21 protein-coding genes and 1 other RNA gene are annotated in these 23,283 nt (G+C 56.3%); 18 read left to right on the top strand and 4 right to left on the bottom strand.

Annotated features, from left to right (window positions below; translation table 11 throughout):
- Window positions 1–38 precede the first annotated feature (38 nt).
- Window positions 39–1,247 (top strand): acetate/propionate family kinase, encoded by a 1,209-nt coding sequence (locus tag EFB11_RS09840; RefSeq protein WP_122790070.1) that lies wholly within the window; start codon window positions 39–41, stop codon window positions 1,245–1,247.
- Window positions 1,248–1,297: 50 nt separating this feature from the next.
- On the opposite strand, the gene EFB11_RS09835 is transcribed toward EFB11_RS09840, so the two are convergent.
- Window positions 1,298–1,501: a DUF378 domain-containing protein gene (locus EFB11_RS09835; RefSeq protein WP_122790069.1), complete on the bottom strand. Its 204-nt coding sequence runs from the start codon at window positions 1,499–1,501 to the stop codon at window positions 1,298–1,300.
- Between the two features lie 289 nt (window positions 1,502–1,790).
- Between EFB11_RS09835 and EFB11_RS09830 the strand changes: the two genes are divergently transcribed.
- The 6 genes from EFB11_RS09830 to aroF all read left to right on the top strand — a co-directional run bounded on the left by EFB11_RS09830 (window position 1,791) and on the right by aroF (window position 7,523).
- Window positions 1,791–2,585, top strand: a complete 795-nt coding sequence (locus tag EFB11_RS09830) for a histidinol-phosphatase HisJ family protein (protein ID WP_164706711.1) — start codon at window positions 1,791–1,793, stop codon at window positions 2,583–2,585.
- Window positions 2,582–3,472, top strand: a complete 891-nt coding sequence (gene ispE, locus EFB11_RS09825; RefSeq protein WP_243115206.1) for a 4-(cytidine 5'-diphospho)-2-C-methyl-D-erythritol kinase — start codon at window positions 2,582–2,584, stop codon at window positions 3,470–3,472. The genes EFB11_RS09830 and ispE overlap by 4 nt, the downstream gene beginning before the upstream one ends.
- Window positions 3,473–3,537: 65 nt before the next feature.
- Window positions 3,538–4,125, top strand: a complete 588-nt coding sequence (locus tag EFB11_RS09820; protein WP_164706710.1) for a stage II sporulation protein R — start codon at window positions 3,538–3,540, stop codon at window positions 4,123–4,125.
- Window positions 4,126–4,212: 87 nt separating this feature from the next.
- Window positions 4,213–5,535 (top strand): O-antigen ligase family protein, encoded by a 1,323-nt coding sequence (locus EFB11_RS09815; protein WP_122790066.1) that lies wholly within the window; start codon window positions 4,213–4,215, stop codon window positions 5,533–5,535.
- A 157-nt stretch (window positions 5,536–5,692) separates the two neighbouring features.
- Window positions 5,693–6,415: a peptidoglycan recognition protein family protein gene (locus tag EFB11_RS09810; protein ID WP_164706709.1), complete on the top strand. Its 723-nt coding sequence runs from the start codon at window positions 5,693–5,695 to the stop codon at window positions 6,413–6,415.
- Window positions 6,416–6,512: 97 nt separating this feature from the next.
- On the top strand, window positions 6,513–7,523 hold the full coding sequence (gene aroF / locus EFB11_RS09805) for a 3-deoxy-7-phosphoheptulonate synthase (RefSeq protein ID WP_122790064.1): 1,011 nt from the start codon (window positions 6,513–6,515) through the stop codon (window positions 7,521–7,523).
- Between the two features lie 43 nt (window positions 7,524–7,566).
- Here aroF and EFB11_RS09800 read toward each other — a convergent pair whose 3' ends face one another.
- On the bottom strand, window positions 7,567–8,388 hold the full coding sequence (locus tag EFB11_RS09800) for a polysaccharide deacetylase family protein (protein WP_442906856.1): 822 nt from the start codon (window positions 8,386–8,388) through the stop codon (window positions 7,567–7,569).
- 62 nt (window positions 8,389–8,450) lie between these two features.
- Window positions 8,451–8,783: a BofC C-terminal domain-containing protein gene (locus tag EFB11_RS09795; RefSeq protein ID WP_164706707.1), complete on the bottom strand. Its 333-nt coding sequence runs from the start codon at window positions 8,781–8,783 to the stop codon at window positions 8,451–8,453.
- Between the two features lie 219 nt (window positions 8,784–9,002).
- Here EFB11_RS09795 and EFB11_RS09790 point away from each other — a divergent pair, with 219 nt between their 5' ends.
- The 8 genes from EFB11_RS09790 to EFB11_RS09755 all read left to right on the top strand — a co-directional run bounded on the left by EFB11_RS09790 (window position 9,003) and on the right by EFB11_RS09755 (window position 17,279).
- Complete coding sequence (locus tag EFB11_RS09790; protein WP_122790062.1) at window positions 9,003–11,279, top strand: transglycosylase domain-containing protein; 2,277 nt, start codon at window positions 9,003–9,005, stop codon at window positions 11,277–11,279.
- Window positions 11,280–11,359: 80 nt separating this feature from the next.
- Window positions 11,360–11,628, top strand: an RNA gene (gene ffs / locus EFB11_RS09785) — signal recognition particle sRNA large type.
- Between the two features lie 98 nt (window positions 11,629–11,726).
- Window positions 11,727–13,394 carry a DNA polymerase III subunit gamma/tau gene (dnaX, locus tag EFB11_RS09780; RefSeq protein WP_122790061.1) on the top strand — a complete coding sequence of 556 codons (1,668 nt, stop codon included), beginning with the start codon at window positions 11,727–11,729 and terminating at the stop codon, window positions 13,392–13,394.
- A gap of 14 nt (window positions 13,395–13,408) precedes the next feature.
- Window positions 13,409–13,759, top strand: coding sequence for a YbaB/EbfC family nucleoid-associated protein (locus EFB11_RS09775; protein ID WP_122790060.1), 351 nt, complete (start codon window positions 13,409–13,411; stop codon window positions 13,757–13,759).
- Window positions 13,760–13,762: 3 nt separating this feature from the next.
- Entirely contained in the window at window positions 13,763–14,368 is a 606-nt protein-coding gene (gene recR, locus EFB11_RS09770; protein ID WP_122790059.1) for a recombination mediator RecR, read from the top strand.
- Window positions 14,369–14,410: 42 nt separating this feature from the next.
- A complete protein-coding gene (locus EFB11_RS09765; RefSeq protein WP_122790058.1) occupies window positions 14,411–16,009 on the top strand; it encodes a peptide chain release factor 3 in 1,599 nt (532 codons plus the stop codon).
- Between the two features lie 101 nt (window positions 16,010–16,110).
- Window positions 16,111–16,425: an imidazolonepropionase gene (locus EFB11_RS09760; protein ID WP_122790057.1), complete on the top strand. Its 315-nt coding sequence runs from the start codon at window positions 16,111–16,113 to the stop codon at window positions 16,423–16,425.
- Window positions 16,426–16,475: 50 nt separating this feature from the next.
- On the top strand, window positions 16,476–17,279 hold the full coding sequence (locus EFB11_RS09755) for an IS3 family transposase (RefSeq protein ID WP_243115205.1): 804 nt from the start codon (window positions 16,476–16,478) through the stop codon (window positions 17,277–17,279).
- Window positions 17,280–17,360: 81 nt separating this feature from the next.
- Here the strand turns inward: EFB11_RS09755 and EFB11_RS09750 are convergent, their stop codons facing one another.
- Window positions 17,361–18,095 (bottom strand): GntR family transcriptional regulator, encoded by a 735-nt coding sequence (locus EFB11_RS09750; RefSeq protein WP_122790055.1) that lies wholly within the window; start codon window positions 18,093–18,095, stop codon window positions 17,361–17,363.
- Window positions 18,096–18,329: 234 nt separating this feature from the next.
- Here EFB11_RS09750 and treP point away from each other — a divergent pair, with 234 nt between their 5' ends.
- The 3 genes from treP (at window position 18,330) to cbiE (ending at window position 23,277) form a co-directional block, all read left to right on the top strand.
- Window positions 18,330–20,279 (top strand): PTS system trehalose-specific EIIBC component, encoded by a 1,950-nt coding sequence (treP, locus tag EFB11_RS09745; RefSeq protein ID WP_122790054.1) that lies wholly within the window; start codon window positions 18,330–18,332, stop codon window positions 20,277–20,279.
- Window positions 20,280–20,291: 12 nt separating this feature from the next.
- Window positions 20,292–21,944 (top strand): alpha,alpha-phosphotrehalase, encoded by a 1,653-nt coding sequence (treC, locus tag EFB11_RS09740; RefSeq protein WP_122790053.1) that lies wholly within the window; start codon window positions 20,292–20,294, stop codon window positions 21,942–21,944.
- A gap of 148 nt (window positions 21,945–22,092) precedes the next feature.
- Window positions 22,093–23,277, top strand: coding sequence for a precorrin-6y C5,15-methyltransferase (decarboxylating) subunit CbiE (cbiE, locus tag EFB11_RS09735; protein ID WP_122790052.1), 1,185 nt, complete (start codon window positions 22,093–22,095; stop codon window positions 23,275–23,277).
- The last annotated feature ends 6 nt before the right edge of the window (window positions 23,278–23,283 follow it).

The following is a 23,283-nucleotide window of genomic DNA, read 5'->3' as shown; positions in this document are numbered from 1 at the left end:
CGCAAAAAACCAAAAACGTAAAAAGGGAGTTTTGAGGAATGAAAGTTTTGGTCATCAATGCGGGCAGTTCTTCGCTGAAGTATCAGCTCATTGACATGGATACCAAGGCGGTAATGGCCAAGGGTCTGTGTGAGCGCATCGGGATCGACGGCAAACTGACGCACCAGGGCAACAAGACAGAAGAAAAATATAAAGCTGACATTGCGATGCCCACCCATTCGGATGCGATCAAGGCTGTTATCGACATCCTGCTCGACAAGGAGTGGGGCGTCATCAGCGACATGTCCGAGATCGATGCCGTTGGCCACCGCGTTGTACATGGCGGTGAATATTTTGCCGACTCGGTTATCATCACCGATAAGGTCATCAAGGCGATCGAGGCTTGCATTCCGCTCGCACCGCTGCACAACCCGCCCAACCTGACCGGTATCAACGCTTGCCGCGAAGTCATGGGCGACGTGCCGATGGTTGCTGTATTCGACACCGCATTCCACCAGTCCATGCCGCAGAAGAGCTATATGTACGCGGTACCGTACGAATACTACCAGAAGTACAAGATCCGCCGCTATGGCTTCCATGGCACCAGCCATAAGTATGTATCCCAGCAGGCTGCCGAAATGCTCGGCCGCCCGATCGAAAGCCTCAAACTCATCACCTGCCACCTGGGCAACGGTTCTTCCATTGCTGCCATCGACGGCGGCAGGTCGGTCGACACCTCCATGGGCTTCACCCCGATCGATGGTCTGCCCATGGGCACCCGCAGCGGTAACATCGACCCGTCCATCATCGAATTCCTGGCTGAGCATGAGAACATGAGCGCGGCCGAGGTCATCAATATCCTCAATAAGAAGTCTGGTATGCTGGGTATTTCGGGCGTATCTTCCGACTTCCGCGATCTGGACGTTGCCATCAATGAGGGCAACAACCGTGCCGCTCTGGCAAAGGATATGTTCAACACTTCGGTTAAGAAGATCATCGGTTCGTACATCGCCGAAATGGGCGGCGTAGACGCCATCATCTTTACCGCAGGCGTTGGCGAAAACGACCGTTCGGTTCGTTGGGACGTTTGCGAACATATGGAATATCTGGGCATCAAGATCGACCCGGAGAAGAACAAGTACCGCGGCCGTCAGATGGACATCTCCATCGATTACGCACGCGTACGCGTTCTGGTCATTCCGACCAATGAAGAGCTGGTTATCGCACAGGATACCGAGCGTCTGGTCAAGGAAGCACAGGCCAAGTAAAAAAAGACCAAAGCGGACCGGTTTCAATGGCCGGTCCGCTTTTTTGTGTGTCAGGTGGTGCGATCGGCCGCCTGAAGTTTAAAGAAAAAGCTGCAAGCCCAGATGCCGGCCAAACCGACCAGACCATAGATCAAACGGCTGATGACAGTACCCTGGCCGCCAAACAGCCAACCGACTAAATCCAACCCTGCGATGCTGAGGATACCCCAGTTGATCGCGCCGATAATGACAAGAGTAAGTGCAAGACGGTTCATAAAAATTCCCCTCCTTTGTCTTGTTTGCGGTTATTTTGCGCCCGGGCTGCGGAAAATATACATGCCGCAGCACAGCGTCCCAAAAGACGGGATTTTGTGCGTTTTGGAAAGAATCTGGGCTGTTTTGGCTGGAAAAGAGCTACATATTCGGTATCGTCCTGCGGCGCGCGCAGACGGCACGCGGAAAAATTCACACATTTTTTTCAAAAAAACGCGGTTGTATGCTATAATGTCTATGACAGTCTGCGCCGCTTGCGAAAACAAAGGCGTGACAGGAAGGAATGAAGACATGCTTGTTGATTGCCATATGCACTCCCGCTTTTCGTTCGATGCCCAGCCGGACACCGTCCAGCAGATTGCGGAAGCATCCATCGAACGGGGCTTGTCCACGATCGCCATTACCGATCACAAGGATTATTTTTATCATGGCAAGCCGCCCATGGAACTGGATGTTCCCGGCGTACTGGCCGAGATCGACGCGGTGCGCGCCCAATACGACGGGAAGATCGAAGTGCTGAAGGGCATCGAATTGGGCGAGATCCATGCCGACCCGGATGCGGCAGCGCTGCTCGAAGCCTATCCGTTTGATACGGTGATCGGCTCCATGCATGTGATGCCCAACAACGTCGATTTTTATGACATGGATTACGACCATTTGGATCAGGAGCAGCTTTTGCGCGATTACCTGATGGAAGCCAAAAAGATGGTCGAATACGGCGGATTTGATGTGCTGGCCCATTTGGATTACCCCCTGCGAGTCATGAAGCGCGATAATAACCATCCCTCCTTTGCCAATTTTATGGAATGGGTCGTCCCGCTGCTGCGCACGGTCATTGACCGGGAGATTTCCTTGGAAATCAATGCAGCCGGTCTGTTTGGCTGGATGAAAAAAGTCGGGCCGGAGGATTTTGTCTTGGCAGAATACCGGCGCCTGGGCGGGACCATGGTTTCCATTGGTTCGGATTCCCATGCGGCGGCTTCGGTGGGGCGCGGAATTGAATCCTGCATTGCCCATGCCAAGGCCCATGGCTTTGATTATGTGATGGTTTACCGTGCGCGTAAAGGTGAGGCGGTATCGATTTGAAACATACACAGATGAACGAGATTACGGTAAAGGCATACGCCAAAATCAATTTAACCCTGGACGTGACCGGACGGTTGCCCAACGGGTATCACACAGTCAAAATGGTGATGCAGTCGGTCGATCTGCACGACGATCTGCATCTGCGGCGCGGCGGCGGTATGGGCATCCGCATGAAGAGCAACATCCGGTTTTTGCCCAGCGATGAGGGCAATCTGGCCGTGCGGGCCGCACGGCTGTTTTTGGAGCAGACCGGTCTGCCCGACGATGGGGTGGACATTGATCTGTTCAAACGCATCCCGGTCGCAGCCGGGATGGCAGGCGGTTCGTCCAATGCGGCGGCCGTCCTGCGCGGCATGAATCAGCTGTATGGCGCCGGTCTGTCGGCTGCCGAACTGCGGGAGATCGGCCTGGCCATTGGCGCCGATGTGCCGTATTGCATTGAAGGCGGTTCCATGTTGGCCGAAGGCATCGGAGAAGTTTTGACCCCGCTGCCGCCCATGCCTGCCTGTCATGTGGTCGCGTGCAAACCGCCGTTTTCGGTGGTGACCGCCAAGGTCTATGCGCGGATGAACGGCGGCAAGCTGGCCATCCGGCCGGACACCAGAGGCATGCTGCAGGCGCTGGAAGCACAGGATTATGGCGGGGTGTGCCACCGCCTATATAATGTGATGGAGATGGTGACCGGCAGCGACTATGCCGAGATCGGGGAGATCAAGGACACCATGCTCGACCATGGCGCGGACGGCGCGATCATGAGCGGTTCGGGCCCGACCGTGTTCGGCCTGTTTGCGTCCGAAGAAAACGCCAAGGATGCGGCGGCTGCGCTGCAAGGACGTTTTTCCGAAACTTTTATCACCCACATCCGCAACGAAAAAAATCAAGTTTAAATGGTTTAAACCCAAAAGCCTTTGTCCATACTGGAGTCAACACCAAATGGATGGAGGCTTTTTCCATGATGCTCAGAAGAATCGAATTGACCCTGGCGCTTGTGCTGGCCTTTTTGTTTACATATGCCGCAGCGGTCAGCCAGCAGCAAAATGAACTGGCGGGCGGTTTGCTGCGGCTGCATGTGGTCGCCAATTCCGATTCGCCCCACGACCAGCAGATCAAACTGCAAGTGCGCGACGCGGTTTTGGAATTTTGCCAGCCGATTTTGGAAGGCGCGCGTGACCGGGCCGAAGTACAGGAGCGGCTGGAAGGGCAGATGCAGGCTCTGGCCAATCATGCCCAGCAGACGCTCTGGGATGCCGGGGAGGACCGGAGCGTCACCGTCCGTTTGGCCGAGGAATATTATCCGACGCGGGATTATCCGTCATTTTCGCTGCCGGCCGGCAATTACCTGGGGCTGCGGGTGACGATCGGCGAAGGCGTGGGTCATAACTGGTGGTGCGTGGTCTTTCCACCGCTGTGCAAAGAGGCAGCAGCCGGGGAAACCACCCAGACCCCGGAAGAGGAGCTCAAACCGCAGTATTCTTTCCGATTCAAGACCGCCGAAGTGATCGGGATGCTGCGGCATCAGTTTTTCTCAAATCCAAAATAAGCCGCAGAAATGCGGCTTGTTTTTTGGGACGCGACATGGTATGATAAAAAAGACAAATTTTGATTCATACTGCAAGGAAGTGAAGTTGTGTCCCAAACGACAAAGAAACTGGAGTCATTTTTCTGGTTTTACTTGATTTTGAACCCGATTTTGGACATTGTGAGCGGTCTGTACATTCAGTTCGTCACCAAGGGCGACGTGTATAGTTCTGCAAGCATTGCTCCCATCACCCCGTCGCTGGTGGTGCGCATGGTGGTGCTGCTGGTCATGGTGGGGTATATTTTCCTCATCCGCGACTGGAAATCGGTCAAGATCGCCATCCCCATGGGCGTGGCCTGGCTGCTCAGTGTCGCCAGTGAGTTCATCACCTTTGACGGCGTTTCGATTTTCATCGATATTCAGTATTTTTCCCGCTTTGCCTACAATGTAGCGGTCTTTTTTGTGTATTGCCGTTTGATGGAGCGCAGTGGTCTGCCGCGGGAGCAGGTGATCGAAAAGATTCACCAGTTCATCATGGCGTCGCTGTTCCTGCTGACGGTTGTGATCGTGGTGCCGTATATTTTTGGCGCCGGGCATTATACGTATGCGGACCGCTTTGGCTACCGTGGGTTCCGCGGCTTCTATTATTCGGGCAACGACATTACCGGCGCCCTGATGATTTTGTTCCCGATCGGGTCGTGCTATTTTCTGTCCATCCCCGCGCGGGATATGAACCGCAAGCGCATGGCGTTGCTCGCTCTGCCGCTGGCCATGACCCTGCTGAGCATGCTGATGATCGGTACTAAGACCGCCTTTTTAGCCATCGGTGTTTCGATTTTTGGCATTGTCGTGTATGCGCTGGTACAGCTGGCGCACAAAGATCCCGAAGCTTTCAAGCGTGTGATCTGTGTGGCGATTTTGTTTGTGCTGTTGTTTGCGGTGATTTCGGGCCTTTCCATGCTCGTCAGCGGCACCAGCATTGGCGATACGCTGGAAGGCACCCTTCGCGGCTTTGGCGACGCGAAGGGCGAATCGGCGGAAACGCTGCTGTTTAGCGGTCGTCTGAAAAAGCTTATGCCGTCGTGGAATGATTATACGGGCGGCGGGCCGCTCACCTGGCTGTTCGGCGTGGGCCGTGGTTCCCAGGTGGAAACGATCGAGATGGATCTCTGCGAAACCTTGATCTATTACGGTATTTTTGGTTTCATTGCCATGTTGTGGCTGTTTTTCAAGGAAGGTGTGGCATTTGTCGGGCGGTTCTTCCGCCAGTTCAGCATCTTGGGTCTGGGCGCATTTTTGTCACTCGGCCTGTGCGTGGGCTATCTGACGATTGCAGGACATGTGCTGTTCACCGTAACATCGGGCTTCTATTTTGCAGTCACACTGGCGTACGCCAGATTTATCACGGGCGGCGATTTGCAGAAGCGCTGAAAAAAAGCGGGGCACAGCTCCGCTTTTTTCCTATGGCAGGCGAACCGAAATCATTTTCCCAGGCTCTCATCCATAGGCGCGGATATGGGGGTGGGGCCTTTGTATCCGAGCATACCGGCCTGGGAAGGATGGCATAAATGAGAGAGGGGATATGCTTGTGAAGATCGTAAGTTTCCGAACCAAACCCAAAAAGAAGCGCAGTCCGGCCAAATCGGCGGGGACCGGTCGGCGGGGCCGGAAAAAGCGCAACCTGCGGCCGCTGGCCGTGGGCGGCATCCTGCTGGTACTGATTTTGCTGGCCGTTGTGGTGCAGCAGACCATCGTGGCCAGTTGGCTACATAAAGAGGACGCAAACCTCACGTATATTGACGACATTCCGGTGCATGAGGACTTTTTGCCCGAAGGCTATGCCGCCCGGCCGGGCGAAAAGCGGGTGATTCGGTATGTGGTCATCCATGAAACCGACAATGAGAACGAAGGGGCCGACGCCGAAGCGCATAACCACTTTATGCACACAAATGGCAAGGATAATGAACTAAGCTGGCATTACACGGTGGATGACCATGAAATCTGGCACCACATTCCAGACGACGAAACCGCCTTCCATGCGGGCGACCATATGGAGGACGGCGGCGGCAACAAAAACGGCATTGGTGTGGAAATGTGCGTCAACGCGGACGGCGACTACGAACAGACGCTGAAAAATGCACAAAAATTGGCGGCCACCCTGCTGCATGAGTATGGTCTGTCCATTGACGATTTGAAAAAGCATCAGGACTTTTCGGGCAAAAACTGTCCGTCCCGGCTGCTCAATGCCGGCCGATGGGACGAATTTGTGCAAGGTGTGAAGACCGAACTCGAGGCCTTGGAAGCGGCATAAAATTTTTTCACATTTTATCAGTGAAAAGTATTTTCTTTTTTTCGTTCCATGTTATAATGGAAAACAGATTTATCATGTAGAAAAGGAGAATACAGCCATGATCCTCATTTTAAAGCCCAATCCGGACCAGGCCCGCATTGCCACGTTGATCGGCCATATCAAAAAGATGGGACTGTCGGTCAACTATTCCGAAGGCTCCCGTACGACGATCCTCGGCCTGCTGGGCGATACCTCCGCGATTGACCCGGAGGATTTCGAGGTTTTTGATATTGTAGAACGCGTACAGCGTGTCACCGAACCGTTCAAGCAGGTCAACCGCAAGATGCACCCCGAGGATACCGTCATCGAGGTAGCTGGCCGCAAGATCGGCGCCGGATATTTCAACGTCTTTGCCGGACCGTGCTCGGTCGAGAGCGAAGAGCAGATCCTGGAAGTTGCCGAACGGGTCAAAAAAGCCGGGGCATCTTTCCTGCGCGGCGGCGCATTCAAACCGCGCACCTCGCCCTACTCGTTCCAGGGCCTGGAAGCCGAAGGGCTCAAGCTGCTGCTCGAAGCCAAGCGGCAGACCGGCATGCCCATCGTCACCGAAATCATGAGCGAAAAGCATCTCGACCTGTTCGCCGATGTGGACATCATCCAGCTGGGCGCGCGCAATATGCAGAACTTTATGCTGCTCAAGGAGCTGGGCCGGTCGGACAAGCCCATTTTGCTCAAGCGCGGCCTGTCCGCAACCATGGAAGAATTCCTCATGGCGGCCGAGTACATCTTTGCCGGCGGCAACAAGAATGTTATGTTGTGCGAACGTGGTATCCGTACCTTTGAAACCATGATCCGCAACAATCTGGACATTTCGGCTGTGCCGCTGGTCAAGAGCCTGACCCATCTGCCGATCATCATTGACCCGAGCCATGCGGCGGGCAAGCGGGAACTGGTGCAGCCGCTCTCGCGCGCAGCGATTGCCGCGGGTGCGGACGGCCTGATGATCGAAACGCACAACAATCCGGCATGCGCCCTGTGCGATGGTGCACAGTCGCTCGACCTGCCGATGTTTGACAACGTGATGGATGACATCAAACGCCGCGTTGCATTCGAAGGACGCAGCATGTAACAGAAAAAAGGGGGCTGGAAGATCCAGCTCCCTTTTTGGCATGTTAGGGATTGGCCGTCAGTTCGGTGAGCGAGCCGAAACGATATCCCATCTGCTCGTACCGGGTGAGCAGTTCATCCAGGATTTGGGCGTTCGTGTGCGAGGTTGAATGCAGCAGGACGATCGCTCCGTTGTGGATGCGGGGGATGAGCTTTTCAAACGCCTGCTCGGCGGTTGGCTGGTTGTCGGCATACCAATCGACATAGGCCAGACTCCAAAAGACGGTCGTATAGCCCAGCGCCTTGGCCTGTTTGAGGTTTTCCTCGCTGTATTTGCCCTGGGGCGGACGATAGAACTTGGGCAGTTCCTGTCCGGTCAGAGCCTGGAATTGTTCCTCCACGCCGCGCAGTTCCTTTTCAAAAGCCGCTGCATCGGCGATTTGGGACATATCCGGATGGGTCGAGGTGTGGTTGCCGACCAGATGGCCTTCGGCGACCATGCGCTTGATTAAATCGGGCGCGCTTTCAATATAGTTGCTGACCACAAAGAAGCAGGCAGGCGCCTGATGCTTTTTCAGCGCATCCAGAATGGCTGCCGTGTCGCCGCTTTCATACCCGGCATCGAAGGTGAGGTATATGACCGGCTGGGTGGTATCGCCGACATAATAGGCATCGTATTCTTTCAAGGCTTCGGCCGTGGCATTGCCAATCGGCGCCGCGCCTTCGGTCTGGAAGGAAAGCCCCCAGTCGGTCACCGATGCGGCAACGGCGGGCGCCGGGGAATGCAGCACATGCAGAACCACCGCGCCGCACAGCACCAAGGCAAGCGCACCGCCGATGAACTTCCATTTTCTCGGCCAATGGAAGTGGGAATGCAAAAATTTCAAAATCAATCACCGCCCCATCGTGTTTGTTTCAACGTATGCACGAAAAGGGCGTAATAGAAGCATCAGCCGCTGTAATCCTCCAAAAGCTGGTTGACGTCCGCGGCATTGGCCAGCTGGATGCCTTGTTCCAGCTGTTCGCGATCGGCATCCGGCAAGGTGCGCGCATCGATTTCGGTGATAAGCACCGGCTCGGGCTGACCGTTCAGGTAAATGACCACATGATTATTCGAGAGCGTGGCATAATAACTGGGTGGCGTGCTGGTGGTGGCCGCAGCGGTGGTCGCCTCAACGGGCGCAAGCTGTTGGGAGGAAAAGAGCAGCCAAAGCGAGCAGAGGAACGCGGCGGCAGCGCCGCCAAAGGCCAGCAGCCAGAGCGGGGAACGGGATCGATTCATGGCGGGAACCTCCATATTCAAAATATTTCCTGTCAATATCATGGACAAGTGTGCATCATTTTATCCGGAAACCGGAAAAAACAGAGAAATATTCGCAGATTTTTCGGGATCAGATGAAAAATATTTGGCATTTGTCCGGCTGTGTGGTATAATGATTAGGCCTATTGGACAACGACGGAAAGCCCGCTGCCGTCTGTCCGGCAAGGAGGTTCGTAAAATATGGCAAAACGAAAAAAAGGAAGAACCGAGGGCAAACTCAAAAAGTTCCGCTTCTTCCTGGTTTCCTTTTTGCTGGTTTGCGTGATGAGCGCAAGTATCTGCGGCGTTGCATTCGCCCTGTATTTGCGCATTTACATTGAACCCAATGCAACGATCGACATCAACGAAATGATGCTGGACGTGGATATGACCAGCATGATCTACGCATGGGATAACGAAAAGCAGGACTATGTGGAGTATGAAGTCCTCCGTGCTCCGGAAAACCGCATTTGGGCTGATCTGGATGAAATTCCGAAAGATCTGCAAAATGCCTTTATTGCAATCGAGGACAAACGTTTTTATGAACATAATGGCGTAGACTGGCGTCGAACGGCCAACGGTGTGCTCAACTGGATCACCGGGTCGGAAGGCGGCGGCTCCACTATCACGCAACAGCTGATCAAGAATCTGACGAACGAAAAGGACTACTCGGTCAAGCGCAAACTCAATGAGATTTTCCGTGCGCTGCAACTGGAGAAGGACCTAAATGACAAAGATAAGATTCTGGAGATGTACCTGAATCTGATCTACCTGGGACAGGGCGCTTATGGCGTCAATACCGCGGCGACCACGTATTTTGGCAAGGACTTGCAGGATTTGGATCTCGCGGAATGTGCGATCCTGGCGGGCATTACCAAAAATCCCTCGCTGTATGACCCCTTCAACCATCCAGAAACCATCAAAGAGCGGCAGGAGACCATCCTGGACGAGATGTGTAAGCAAGGGATGATTACCGAAAGCGAGCGCGATGCCGCAAAGGCCGAAGAACTCGAATACAAGTATGAAGATGCCCAAAAGGCCATCAACAACACCTATTCGTACTTTACCGATGCCGTCATCGAAGACGTGATCAACGATCTGGTCGAAAAGAAGGGCTATTCGGAACAGATGGCACGCTGGAAAGTCACCTCGGGCGGCGTGCAGATCTATGCGACCGTGGACACGAATGTGCAGCAGGCAATGGAAGAAGTCTATGCCGACGAGTCCAATTTCCCGAGCGTATCGCGCAACGGCGTCCAGCCGCAAAGCGCGATGGTGGTATGCAACCAACAGGGCGATGTCGTCGGCATTGTCGGCGGACGAGGCGAAAAGACCCAAAGCCGATCTTTGCTGCGTTCGGAATCGCCGCGACAGGCGGGTTCGTCGATCAAACCGCTGTCGGTGTATGCGCCGGCCATGGATGCAGGAATCATCACTCCCTATTCGGTGCGTGACAACGAACCGTTTATGGAACTCAACGGCAAGGACTGGCCGCGTAACGACAGCGGCGGGTATACCGGACCAATGGTCATCCGCGATGCGGTCGCCAAGTCGATTAACGCCGTTGCGGTGCGGGTGGTCGATGAAATGACCCCGCAGGCATCGTTTGATTTCCTGACCCAGCAGCTGAATTTCACGCACCTGAACAATCCGGAAGATATCGACCTCAGCCCCATGGCGCTGGGCGGTATGAACGGTGGTGTTACCGTGCGGGAAATGGCAGCCGGATTCTCGATTTTCCTCAACGATGGCATCTACAATGGTGCGCGCACCTATACCAAGGTGCTCAATTCGGACGGAACCGTTCTGCTGGAAAATCCGCAGCTCAACCGCAAGGTCTTTGAAAATGAAAAGACGGTTTACTACATGCGGGAAGTTCTCAGCGCGGTTACCGAGGAAGGCACCGGCCGCCGGGTCAATGTATCGGGCATGGCGACCGCCGGTAAGACCGGTACGTCGCAGTCCAAGCGTGACCTGTGGTTCTGTGGTTTCACGCCATACTATGTGGGTGCGACCTGGTTTGGTTACGATACCGACTATACCCTGAACAATGTCAGCGGCAACCCCTCGATCAATCTGTGGAATGCGGTCATGAACAAGATCCATGCAAACCTGGAATCCAAGGACTTTGACATGGGCGATGACAGCAATTTCGAAACCGCATCCTTCTGTACGCAGTCGGGTCTTGCACCCAGTTCGGCTTGCCGCGCCAATGGCACGGTCGAAACCGGACGGTACTGGAAGGGCGATGCACCGAGCGAAGTGTGCACCGAGTGCCGTCGCCAGGTGGTCGAAGAACCGGAGGACGAGGAAGAGAAGCCCGAAGGCGCAACCGATCCGGAAAATCCGGAAGGCGGTTCGGGTGAACAGACCGGCGGCGAAGGCGGAAACCAGAGCGGTGACGGCGGTGGACAGACCACCACGCCGACCGATCCGGGCACGACCACACCACCGGAGGAAACCGATCCGGAAGCATAGCGCTTTTTCAAAATCCAGACTTGCTATTTGCAAAAAGGTGTAGTATAATAACTTTATCTGCGAAACAGCGCCGCACAAGGCCGTACTAGTCGGGGAGGTAGCGGTGCCTTGTACCTGCAATCCGCTCCAGCAGGGATGAATTCCGGCCGCAAGGGGCGGCATCTCGGAGTGTGCAGCCCACTGGGCGGTGATGATGGACTGGTACTACGCAACGGAGGACTGTGAACCATGTCAGGCGGGGAACCGAGCAGCATTAAGCAGAACCCACCGTGTGCCGTAGATCTGCCGGTTTTGAGCTGTCCAGCGGGAAAGGCCGCCGGGGTCGTCGTTTCGACCGGTTGGTGTACGGTCTTGTGGGGCGCTGTTTTCCAGCAGTAGCAGCATTCGAAAAGCGGGCAGATGTTCTGTCCGCTTTTTTTGTATCATGACAAGAAGGAGGGGGAGCGCATGTATCAGGCGTTATACCGCAAATGGCGGCCGCTGACCTTTGCCGATGTCATCGGCCAGCAGCACATTACCGACACGCTGCGCGCGCAGCTGACCAGCGGACGCTTGTCCCATGCCTATCTGTTCGCGGGCACACGCGGCACGGGCAAAACCACCTGTGCCAAGATTTTAGCCCGGGCGGTGAACTGCGAACATCCGGTAAATGGCGACCCGTGCGGTGAATGTGCCGCGTGCCGCGGCATTTTGGAAGGCTCGGTGCTCGACGTGGTCGAGATCGACGCAGCTTCCAACAACGGCGTCGACAACATCCGCGACATCCGCGAGGAAGTGCGCTATACCCCTTCGACGGTCAAAAAGCGTGTGTACATCATCGACGAGGTGCACATGCTGTCCACGGGCGCGTTCAACGCCCTACTCAAAACCCTGGAAGAACCGCCGTCGCACGTGCTGTTCATCCTGGCGACCACCGAAATTCATAAGGTCCCGGCGACCATTTTGTCCCGCTGCCAGCGGTTCGATTTCCGGCGCATCACGCCCGAGGACATTGCCCGGCGGCTGATGGACATTGCGCTGGCCGAACAAATCCCGCTCACCGAGGGCGGTGCACGGCTGATTGCCCGTCTGGCCGACGGCGCGATGCGCGATGCGCTGTCCATGCTCGACCGGACGGCGGGCTGTGACCCGGTGGACGAAGACGCGGTCAGCCGGTCGGTGGGCATCCTGGGCGCAAACGACGCGACCGAACTGATGGCCTGCATCCGGGCGGATGACCTGGGCGGGGCCGTGCAGCGCATCGGGCAGGCCTATGACAGCGGCCGCGACCTTGGGGGCGTGTTTGACCAGCTGCTGGGGCTGATCCGCGATATGCTACTGGTCAAGACGGCCAAGAGCGACGTATCGTCCATGCTGTCGCCCGCCTATTCGCTGCGGCAGGTGCAAAACCTGTGCGAAGGCGTCGCGGCATCGACCTTGATTGCCTGGTCGCGCATTTTGCAGGAGAGCCAGGGACGGCTCAAAACCGCAGCCAACCGGCGCGTGGAAGCCGAACTGACCATCGTGCGTCTGTGCACCCTGGGCGGGGATGGCTATGATTCGCTGGAAGGCCGGGTGGAAGCGCTCGAAGAAAAGGTGAAAAACGGCATTGCCGTGCGTGCCGTACCGGCAGATACCGGAAATGACGTTCCGCCCCCGCCGGGGGATGCGGACGCGCCTCCGCCGCCGGACGACGCCGACGCGCCGCCCTGGCTCGAGGACGAAGAACGCGCACCGGCACCGCAGGCACCTGCGGCGCCCACCAAGGCCAAACCGGCAGCCCCAGCGGCTCCGGTCGAAAAACCGTGGGAACTGTGGCCCAAGCTGCTCAATGCCTTGACCGGCAAGATCAACATGGGCGCGCTGACCTGCATGAAGGCAGGGTATGTGCGGGCGGTTTTGCAGGATGGCACCTTGCAGCTGTTCTGCGACGACGATATTACGGCCGGGCTGCTCAAAGCCGACCCGACCAAGACGCGCATCGCGGACGCCGCGGCAGCACTTCACGGCGGGCCGCTCAAATTGCGCGTGTATGAACCGGGCAAAAAGCCCAAACCGAGCAAATCCAATCACGAAATTGACGAGGTTTTGCAAAAGGCACAATCTCTGGACATTGAAATCACCGAACTATCTTAAGGAGGAACTGACATATGGCAAAGGGTAAATTTGGCGGCCTGGGCGGCGGCATGAACATGCAGGCCATGATCAAGCAGGCACAGAAGATGCAGCAGGACATGCTCAAGGCACAGGAAGAGATCGCCGTGATGGAGACCGAGGCAACCGCTGGCGGCGGCGCGGTCAAGGCAGTGGTACAGGGCACCAATGTGCTCAAGGCACTGGAGATCAAGCCCGAAGTGGTTGACCCGGACGACGTCGAGATGCTGCAAGACCTGGTGCTCGCGGCCATCAACGAGGCGTTCCGTCTGGCATCCGAAAAGAGCGAGCAGTCGATGAAGAAGGTCACCGGCGGCATGGGCGGCGGTATGCCGGGCCTGTTCTAAGCGATGCCGTTTTTTGCACAGCCGGTCGAAAAGCTGATCGAGGAATTTGCCAAGCTGCCAGGCATCGGTCAAAAGACCGCCCAGCGTCTGGCGTTTTATATCCTGAATCAGCCCAAGGAAACGGCCGAAGCCTTTGCGCAGGCGCTGCTCGACGCCAAAGAGAAGGTCTACACCTGCAAGGTCTGCCAAAACCTGACCGACAGCGAGGTGTGTTCGATTTGTTCCAACCCGGCGCGCGACCATGGCGTCATCTGTGTGGTCACCGAGCCCAAGGATGTCATTGCCTTTGAGCGCACGCGGGAATTTAATGGCCTGTATCATGTGCTGCACGGCACGATCTCGCCGCTTGGCGGCGTGGGGCCGGACGACATCCGCATCAAGGAACTGCTCGAGCGCGTGGCCGATGAAGAGGAGGACGTGCGCGAGGTGATTCTGGCCACCAACCCGGACACCGAGGGCGAGGCGACAGCCATGTATCTGTCCCGCCTGCTGCGGCCGTTCGACATCAAGATCACCCGTTTGGCTTACGGCATGCCGGTCGGCGGGCATCTGGAATACGTCGATGAAGTCACGCTCATGCGCGCGCTCGAGGGCCGGCATGAGATCTAAAATGCGCACGGCGCGATATTTCATAAATTTGGAGGAATCACGTTGTCTGATTTAAGACAGGAAATAGGGAACCGGCGCACGTTTGCCATCATTTCGCACCCGGACGCCGGTAAAACCACCATCACCGAGAAATTCCTGCTGTATGGCGGCGCCATTCAGGAAGCCGGTATGGTCAAGGGCAAGAAAAACAGCCGCCATGCGGTGTCCGACTGGATGGAGATCGAAAAACAGCGCGGTATTTCGGTCACGTCTTCGGTGCTGCAATTCCGCTATGGCGATAAATGTATCAACATTCTGGACACCCCGGGCCACCAGGACTTTTCTGAGGACACCTACCGTACGCTCATGGCGGCCGACTCGGCGGTCATGGTCATCGACGCGTCCAAGGGCGTCGAGGCGCAGACCCGCAAGCTGTTCAAGGTCTGTGCCATGCGCGGGGTACCGATTTTTACGTTCATCAATAAGATGGACCGCGATTCGCGCGACCCGTATGAACTGCTCGAGGAGATCGAAAACGAACTGGGCATCGGCACCTTTGCGGTCAACTGGCCGATCGGCTCGGGCAAGGAGTTCAAGGGCGTGTATGACCGCATGGACGATGAGGTCATCGCCTTCGAGGGCGTAGACGCCCGGCACGAAGTCGCAGCGACCCACCTGAAATTCGGTTCGGACGAACTGAAAGACCTGCTGACCGAGCAGCAGTACAGCACGCTCTCGGACGACATCGAGCTGCTTTCGGGCGCGGGCGACGAGTTCGATCTGGACGCCGTGCATCATGGCAAGCTGTCGCCCGTGTTCTTTGGATCGGCGCTGACCAACTTTGGCGTCGAACCGTTTTTGAAGAAGTTCCTGGTCATGACCCCGCCGCCGACCGCCCGTCAGGCCGACGTGGGGGAGATCGACCCCTTTGAGGACCATTTTTCGGCCTTTGTCTTTAAGATTCAGGCCAACATGAACAAGGCGCACCGCGACCGCATTGCCTTTATGCGCATCTGCTCGGGCAAGTTCGAGCGCGGCAAGGACGTGTGGCATGTGCAGGGCGGCCGCAAGATGCAGCTGGCCCAGCCGCAGCAGCTCATGGCGCAGGACCGCTCGATCGTGGACGAAGCCTACGCGGGCGACATCATCGGTGTGTTCGACCCCGGCATTTTCTCCATTGGCGATACGGTCTGCGACCCGGCCCGCAAGTGCACCTTCTCGGGCATCCCGACCTTTGCACCCGAACTGTTCGCCCGCGTGCGGCAGAAGGACACCTTAAAGCGCAAGCAGTTTGTTAAGGGTGTCGAGCAGATCGCGCAGGAAGGTGCCATCCAGATCTTCCGCGAACCGGCTTCCGGTATGGAAGAAGTCATCGTGGGCGTGGTTGGCCAGCTGCAATTTGAAGTGCTCGAATATCGCCTGAAGAATGAATACAACGTGGAAGTCATCCGCGAGATGCTGCCGTACGAGCATCTGCGCTGGATTGAAAACATCGATTTGGACACGTTCGATTATCACAAGCTGACACTGACCAGCGACACCAAGGTGGTACAGGACATGCGCGGCAATTATCTGCTGCTGTTCACCAGCCCGTGGAACATCTCCTGGGCGACCGACCACAACGAAGGCTTGGAACTGGCCGAATTTTCCGAAAACGCATAAGAAAAAAGACCCTGGGAAAAAATTTGAACCGGTCCAGTAAAAATGGACAGTGACAAAAACCCCCTGATGTAGGAAAATAGACTACATCAGGGGGTTTTGTCATGGAGAAACGAAAATACACACACATTCAAGTGCTGTTGCCAGAAATCAAGGCTATGCTGGCAGCGGGGAAAACCCAGCGGGAAGTTGCAGAATATTACGGTTTTCAGGATAAGCAGGTGATAAAAAGTCTACTTAAGCGTGAACGGAGGAAAAAACGTATGTTAGAAGCTGGCATCCTTGCGCGGCCCCAAGGGCGGCCAAGAACAAATGCCGCACCAAGAGATATTGTAACCGAGCAGGCACATGAGATCCAGCGACTTCGTATGGAGAATAAACTGCTGCGGGATTTTCTGCACTGCATAGGAAGGAAGTGAGGGCAAAGGTAAAATATCACATTATATATCGTCACAGAGCAGAGTATCCCGTGGCAGTTATGTGCAAATTCTTTGGAGTATCCAGAAGCGGATACTATGCCTTCGTCCATCGCCTTGGTAAGCCGGAGAAGGACGCAGCTCTTGCAGAACTAATTGGACAACAGCGGGAACGCAGCTTCCGCACCTACGGCTACCGGCGGATGTGTCTATGGCTGAAGAACCAGAATATTTTCTGTAATCCAAAAACAGTGCTGCGAATTATGAAGAAATATGATCTGCTCTCAGAAATCCGCCGACGCAGGAAATGGCAGCAGATGGGGCAGCAGCTCCACAAGTACGAGAATCTGCTAAGCAGGCAGTTTCAGGCCGACAAGCCCAACAGCAAATGGGTAACGGACATCTCCTACATCCACACTAAGCAGGGCGTACTGTACCTGTCCATGATCCGGGATCTCTATGACAACAGTATTGTGGCTTACAAAACCGGAACGGAACAAACGGTGAATCTGGTTCTGGACACCATTCGTCTGGCAATGAAGCAAGAGAAAAAGAGGGCCGCTGCGGAGTTGCAGCTCCACAGCGACCAGGGTGCTCAGTACGCCTCACAAGCATATTTTGAGCTAACTCAAACATACGGCATTACGCCGTCTATGTCAAGACGTGGAAATCCTTATGACAACGCTATGGCGGAAAATTTCTTCTCTATCCTCAAAACAGAGTGCATCTACCGCCACAAACCGGCTACCTTCTCGCAAGCCAATGAAATGATTGACCGCTACATCTACTTTTACAACCATGAGCGCATCCAGCTAAAGACTGGAGAGGCGCCGCTTACGCGACGCCTCTCCGCTTAAAACTCAATCTTTCCTACCAGGGCTCTTTTTTGTACTGTCCGCACAATCTGGGGCAGTCCAATTTTTTCCTGGGGTCTTTTTTTATCCAAGTGCGCCCGAGCGGCGCACCGCATTGTCCTGGAACCGGAAAAAACCGGGATGGTGGCGCGACTGGGTGTATTCAAACATCACGCCGTCGCTGTTATAGGTCTGGCTGCTGACCACGGCCAGACAATCCATGTCGCCGAGGTCCAGATATTTGCGGTCCAGCCCCGTGGCTTTTTCCACCGTGACCACGCGCTTGCTGTTGATGATGGACACATGCAGCGTTTGCTCCAAGTAGCGGTAAATGGAGCCGGATGCGATTTCGGGCGTCAGGCCCTGCGCCACATCCTGCCGGAAATAGCTGTGGTTCAAGATGAGCGCGCGGCCGTCCATAAAATGCAGACGCTGCAAATAATAAAGCGGCGTACCGACAGCAAAGCCAGTGATTTCACAAAGCGCTCGATTGGCGGTTAAGGCTTTGAAGTAGACCACCTGATTGGCGCCGCTGGAACGGTTGCGGGCCGCGGATTCGGAAAAGGATTCGATGGTGCCCAGGGTGAAGGTCGCCTGCCGGGCGGGCTGAAAGATGTTGCGCACGCCCTTGCCTTGCATGGTCTGCACATAGCCGACGCGCACCAGTTCGCCGATGGCGCGGCGCAGCGTGTTGCGCGAACAAGAAAATTCCTGCACCAGCGCATGCTCGGAGGGGAGCAGTTCCTGGGCAGGGTAGAGGCCGGACTCGATGCGCTCTTTGAGCACCTGATAAAGTTGTTCATATTTTGCTTTGGGCATGGTGCACCTCGTGATGAATCGACATTACGGTATCTATTATACCGCAAAGAATGCCAAATGTCTTGCTGGAATTTCCTTGCTATGCACTGGGGAAACAGGCATTTCGCCCAAAAAAGTTGTGTCATTTTTGTGTATTCCACTTCTTGTATTTTGGGGGTGCAAGTTGTATCCTTAACACAGTACACAACTTGTTTAAACAAGTTAAGAGAAAAGAGAATCGCAGGAGGTTTGACCATGGCAAAATACCAAAACGAAGTGCGGCAGTTGCTGGACGCCATTGGCGGAAAGGCAAACATCCAGGCCGTATCCCACTGTATGACGCGCATGCGCTTTGTGCTTGTCGACCCGAAAAACGCGGACGAAAAAGCGATTGAAAGCATTGCGTGTGTCAAAGGCACCTTCACCCAGGCGGGCCAGTTCCAAGTCATCATCGGCAACGACGTGGCCAATTTTTATCAGGAATTCACCAAGTATGCTGGCATCGAGGGCGTGAGCAAGGACGCAGTCAAGAATGCCGCTAAGACCAACCAGAATCCCTTGCAGCGCATCATGGGCGCCCTGGGCGAGATTTTCGCGCCGATTATTCCGGCCCTCATCTGCGGCGGTCTGGTGCTCGGCTTCCGCAACATCATCGGTGAAGTCGATTTGCTGAACGGCGGCACCCAGTCGCTGGCCGACGTGTCCCAGTTCTGGGCGGGCCTGTACAGCTTCCTGTGGCTGATCGGCGAAGCCATTTTCCACTTCCTGCCCGTCGGCATCACCTGGTCGATCACCAAGAAAATGGGCACCACCCAGATTCTCGGTATCGTTCTCGGCCTGACGCTGATCTCCCCGCAGCTGTTAAACGGCTTCTCGGTCGCGACCACCCCGGCCAGCGAAATCCCGGTTTGGGACTTCGGCTTTGCCCAGGTGCAGATGATCGGCTACCAAGGCCAGGTCGTCGCCGCGATTTTGGCCGGCTTTGTTCTGGTCTATCTGGAGAAGTTCTTTAAGAAAATCTGTCCCGAAGTCATCAGCATGGTCATGGTGCCGTTCTGCGCGCTCGTTCCGGCGGTGCTGATTGCACACACCATCGTCGGCCCCATCGGCTGGAAGATCGGCGACGTTATCGCAAACATCGTCAACATGGGCCTGGCTTCCAACTTCAAGCTCATTTTTGCCGCTCTGTTCGGCCTGCTGTATGCACCGATCGTTATGACCGGCCTGCATCACATGACCAATGCCATCGACTCACAGCTGGTCAATACCTACGGCGGCACCAACCTCTGGCCGATGATCGCGCTGTCCAACATCGCCCAGGGTTCGGCTGTACTCGCTATGTCCGTCCTGCAAAAGCGCAATGAACGCGCTCAGCAGGTCAACATCCCGGCGTGCATCTCCTGCTATCTCGGCGTCACCGAACCGGCTCTGTTCGGCGTCAATATGAAATATGGTTTCCCGCTCATCTGTGGTATGATCGGCTCGGCCTGCGCGGCCATGATCTCGATCGGTACCGGCGTCACCGCCGTGAGCATCGGCGTCGGCGGTCTGCCGGGCATCCTGTCCATCTTCCCGGAATACTGGATCAACTTCCTGCTCGCAATGCTCACCGCCATCGTTGTCCCGTTTGTTCTGACCTTTCTTGTCGGCAGCCGCAAGCTGTCCCGCGAAGACCGCGTGATGGAACCTGCTCCGGCGGTGGAAGCCGCTCCTGCACCGGCAGCCGTTCAGGCTCCGGCCGAAAAGGCAGCCGTTTCGCTCAAAGCCATCTGCGACGGCCGCACGCTGCCGCTGGCCGAAGTGCCCGACGAGGTGTTCTCGCAGGGCGTGATGGGCCAGGGCATGGCCTTTGAACCGTCCGGCGATACGATTTATGCCCCGGCGGATGCGACGGTTTCGGTCGTCATGGAGGACAGCCGCCACGCTTGCGGCCTTGCCCTTGCTGACGGCACCGAACTGCTCATTCACATCGGCATCGACACGGTCGATATGCAGGGCGATGGCTTTACCCTGTTTGTTCGCGAAGGCGACCAGGTCCGGGCGGGCGACAAGCTCATCACCTTCTCGCCCGACAAAATTGCAGCAGCCGGGCATCCCAAAACCACCGTATTTGTTGTGACCGAACCGGCGGGCCATGAAAATATGACCTTCCACACCGGTCTGGAAGTCCAGCACGGCCAGACGGTCTGCGCCGAACTGGCATAAGGAGGAAAAAGAATGTTTGATTTTCGTAAGAGCGTTGTCTATCAGGTGTATCCCAAATCCTTTTACGATACCGATGGCGACGGCATGGGCGATCTGCGTGGCGTGACCGCCAAGCTGGATTATCTGCAAAAGCTGGGCGTCGACTATATCTGGATGAACCCGTTCTTTGTATCGCCCCAGCGCGACAACGGGTATGACATCGCCGATTATCGCGCGATTGACCCCCGCTTTGGCACCATGGAGGATTTTGAGCAGCTTTGCCGCGAGGCCGACAAGCGCGGCATCCGCATCATGCTGGACATGGTCTTTAACCACACCTCGACCAAGCACGAGTGGTTCCAGAAAGCGCTCGCGGGCGACAAGGAATACGAAGATTTCTACATCTGGCGCGAAGGTGGTGCGGACGGCACGCCCCCGAACAACTGGGAAAGCAAATTCGGCGGCAACGCATGGGAATACGTCCCGGAAAAGGGCAAGTGGTATCTGCATCTGTTCGACCGCACCCAGGCTGACCTCAACTGGGAAAATCCGCGGGTGCGCGAGGAACTGCGGGACGTGGTCCGGTTCTGGATGGACCGCGGCGCCAAGGGCTTCCGCTTTGATGTCGTGAACCTCATCAGCAAGGGCTCGTATGAGTCCGACTATGAGGGCGACGGCCGCCGATTCTACACCGATGGCCCGCGCGTCCACGAATACCTGCACGAACTGAGCCAGGCCACCTTTGGCACGGACGCCGAATTTGTGACCGTTGGCGAAATGTCGAGCACGACCATGGAAAACTGCTACCGCTATGCGGGCGCGGACACCGGCGAACTGAGCATGGTATTCTCGTTCCATCACCTGAAGGTAGACTTTGTCGGCAACGAGAAGTGGGTGCTGGTGCCGTTCGACTTTGCGAAACTGAAAAACATCCTGTTCTCCTGGCAGACCGGCATGGCCGAGCACGATGCCTGGAACGCGGTGTTCTGGTGCAACCATGACCAGCCGCGCGTGGTGTCCCGCTTTGGTGACGAGGGCGAATATTGGGCGCCGTCGGCCAAGATGCTGGGCACGGTCATCCACTGCCTGCGCGGCACGCCGTATGTCTACCAGGGCGAAGAGATCGGCATGACCAATCCGGGCTTTACCTCGCTCGATCAGTACCGCGACGTGGAGAGCATCAACCATTTCCACATCCTGCGCGACCGTGGCCTGCACGAGGACAGCGCGTATGACATCCTGCGCGTGCATTCGCGCGACAACAGCCGCACCCCGATGCAGTGGGACGGCACCGAGAAGGCTGGTTTCACCCAAGGCACGCCGTGGATTGAAATTACCCCCAACCACACCAAAATCAACGCCGCGTCCCAGGTGGACGACCCGGATTCGATCTTTGCCCATTATCAGAAGCTGATTGCGCTGCGCAAGCAGTATGATGTGATCGCCTATGGCGATTTTCAGCCGCTGGACGCCGAAAACCCGACCATCCTGGCCTATATGCGTCAGTGGAAGGGCGAACAGCTGGTGGTCATCAACAATTTTTACCGCAAACCGGCCGAGTGGGCATGCCCGGTCGACCTGACCGGCTTTACCTGCCTGCTGTCCAACTACGCCGACCCGTCGATTGGAAGCAAGCTGCATCTGCGGCCATATGAATCGCTGGTGCTGTACCGCAAGGCAGAATAACCGAAAGGAGGAGCTGTTTGGCTCCTCCTTTTTGCGTGGCCGGAGGAAAAGGGAGGTTTACTTGTCCGACAATTTTTGCTATACTAAAACCACTGAATTCAATTTTTTCCGCGGATATGCCGCGCTTTTATAGAGGAGGAATCGCAACATGAGCCGAACATTTTCCATCATCGGCGCAGGCCCCGGCCAGTCCGGTCTGCTGACCGGCCGGGCCCAGGAGGTCATCATCAAGGCTCAGGAAGCCTATGCCACTGGGCGGACGGCGGGTGCGCTCGCTGCGCTGCGCAAGGATTGGAAACTGTGTCCGGCGGCCGATCTTGCCGAGCGGGCGGCCGAATCCACCAGCGAACAGATTGCCATTTTAGTGTCCGGAGATGCTGGATTTTATGCCCGGCTGGACGCCATGCGCAAGGTTTTGGAGCCGCATGGTTCGGTCGAAGTCTATCCCGGCATGAGCAGCCTGCAATATTTATGCGCCCAGATCGGCGAAAGCTATGACGATGTGTTTTGGATGGAGAGCGGCAAACAGGATTTGCTCGCCGCCTTGTCTTACCATAGTAAAGTTTGCCTTCTGCTCGAAGGCAACCACACCCCAGCCGCGGTCTGCACCCAGCTGTGCGCTGCCGGACTGGGACGGCTACGCGTGGTCGTCGGCACCCGGCTGGGTACCGGCCGCGAGCATATTGTCGATCAGACCGCGCAGCTTTTGCGCAACAAAAAATTCGCCGCTCCGGCGCTTTTGCTGCTGTTCCAGCAGGCGCCGGCCGACCCGAACCGTCCGATCTTCGACACCGATCTGGTCGGCATGGACGGCATGCTGCGGCAGGAAGTGCGCTGGAATGCGGCCAATCTGCTGCGCGTAAAGCCCGACGAGACCGTCTATGACATGGCAGCCGGGAACGGTGCGGTAGGTCTGGAACTGGCGCGCAAAGCCTGTGAAGGCCGCGTGTATGCGTTTGAAGAAAACGAAGACAAAATGTCGCTGCTGGTGCGCAACCGCGAAGCGCTCGGCGGCTGGAACCTGTGCCCGGCGCCGGGCAAGTGGAAGGACGTCATCCAGTCTGCGCCCGCACCGGACGCCGCGTTTGTCGGCACCGGCGTGGCCGACATCCATGAAACGCTGGCGGCGCTCAAGGAGAAAAATTCCCATGTGCGGGTGGTCGTCGCCGCCGACAGCCTGGAACGGCTGAGCCAGACCCAGCTGGCGCTGACCGCGCTGCACTTTAAAAACCAGTCGGTCAGCCAGCTTTTGCTGACGCGCGGCCGCACCCTGGGCAGTTATACTATGATGCTGGCCGGGGAAACGGTATTTTTGCTGTGCGCTGGCAAATAAAAGTCC

The organism is Intestinibacillus sp. Marseille-P6563 (genome assembly GCF_900604335.1).
In the GTDB taxonomy this organism is placed as follows: Bacteria; Bacillota; Clostridia; order Oscillospirales; family Butyricicoccaceae; genus Butyricicoccus_B.
This window is presented reverse-complemented; position numbering and strand designations above follow the sequence as displayed.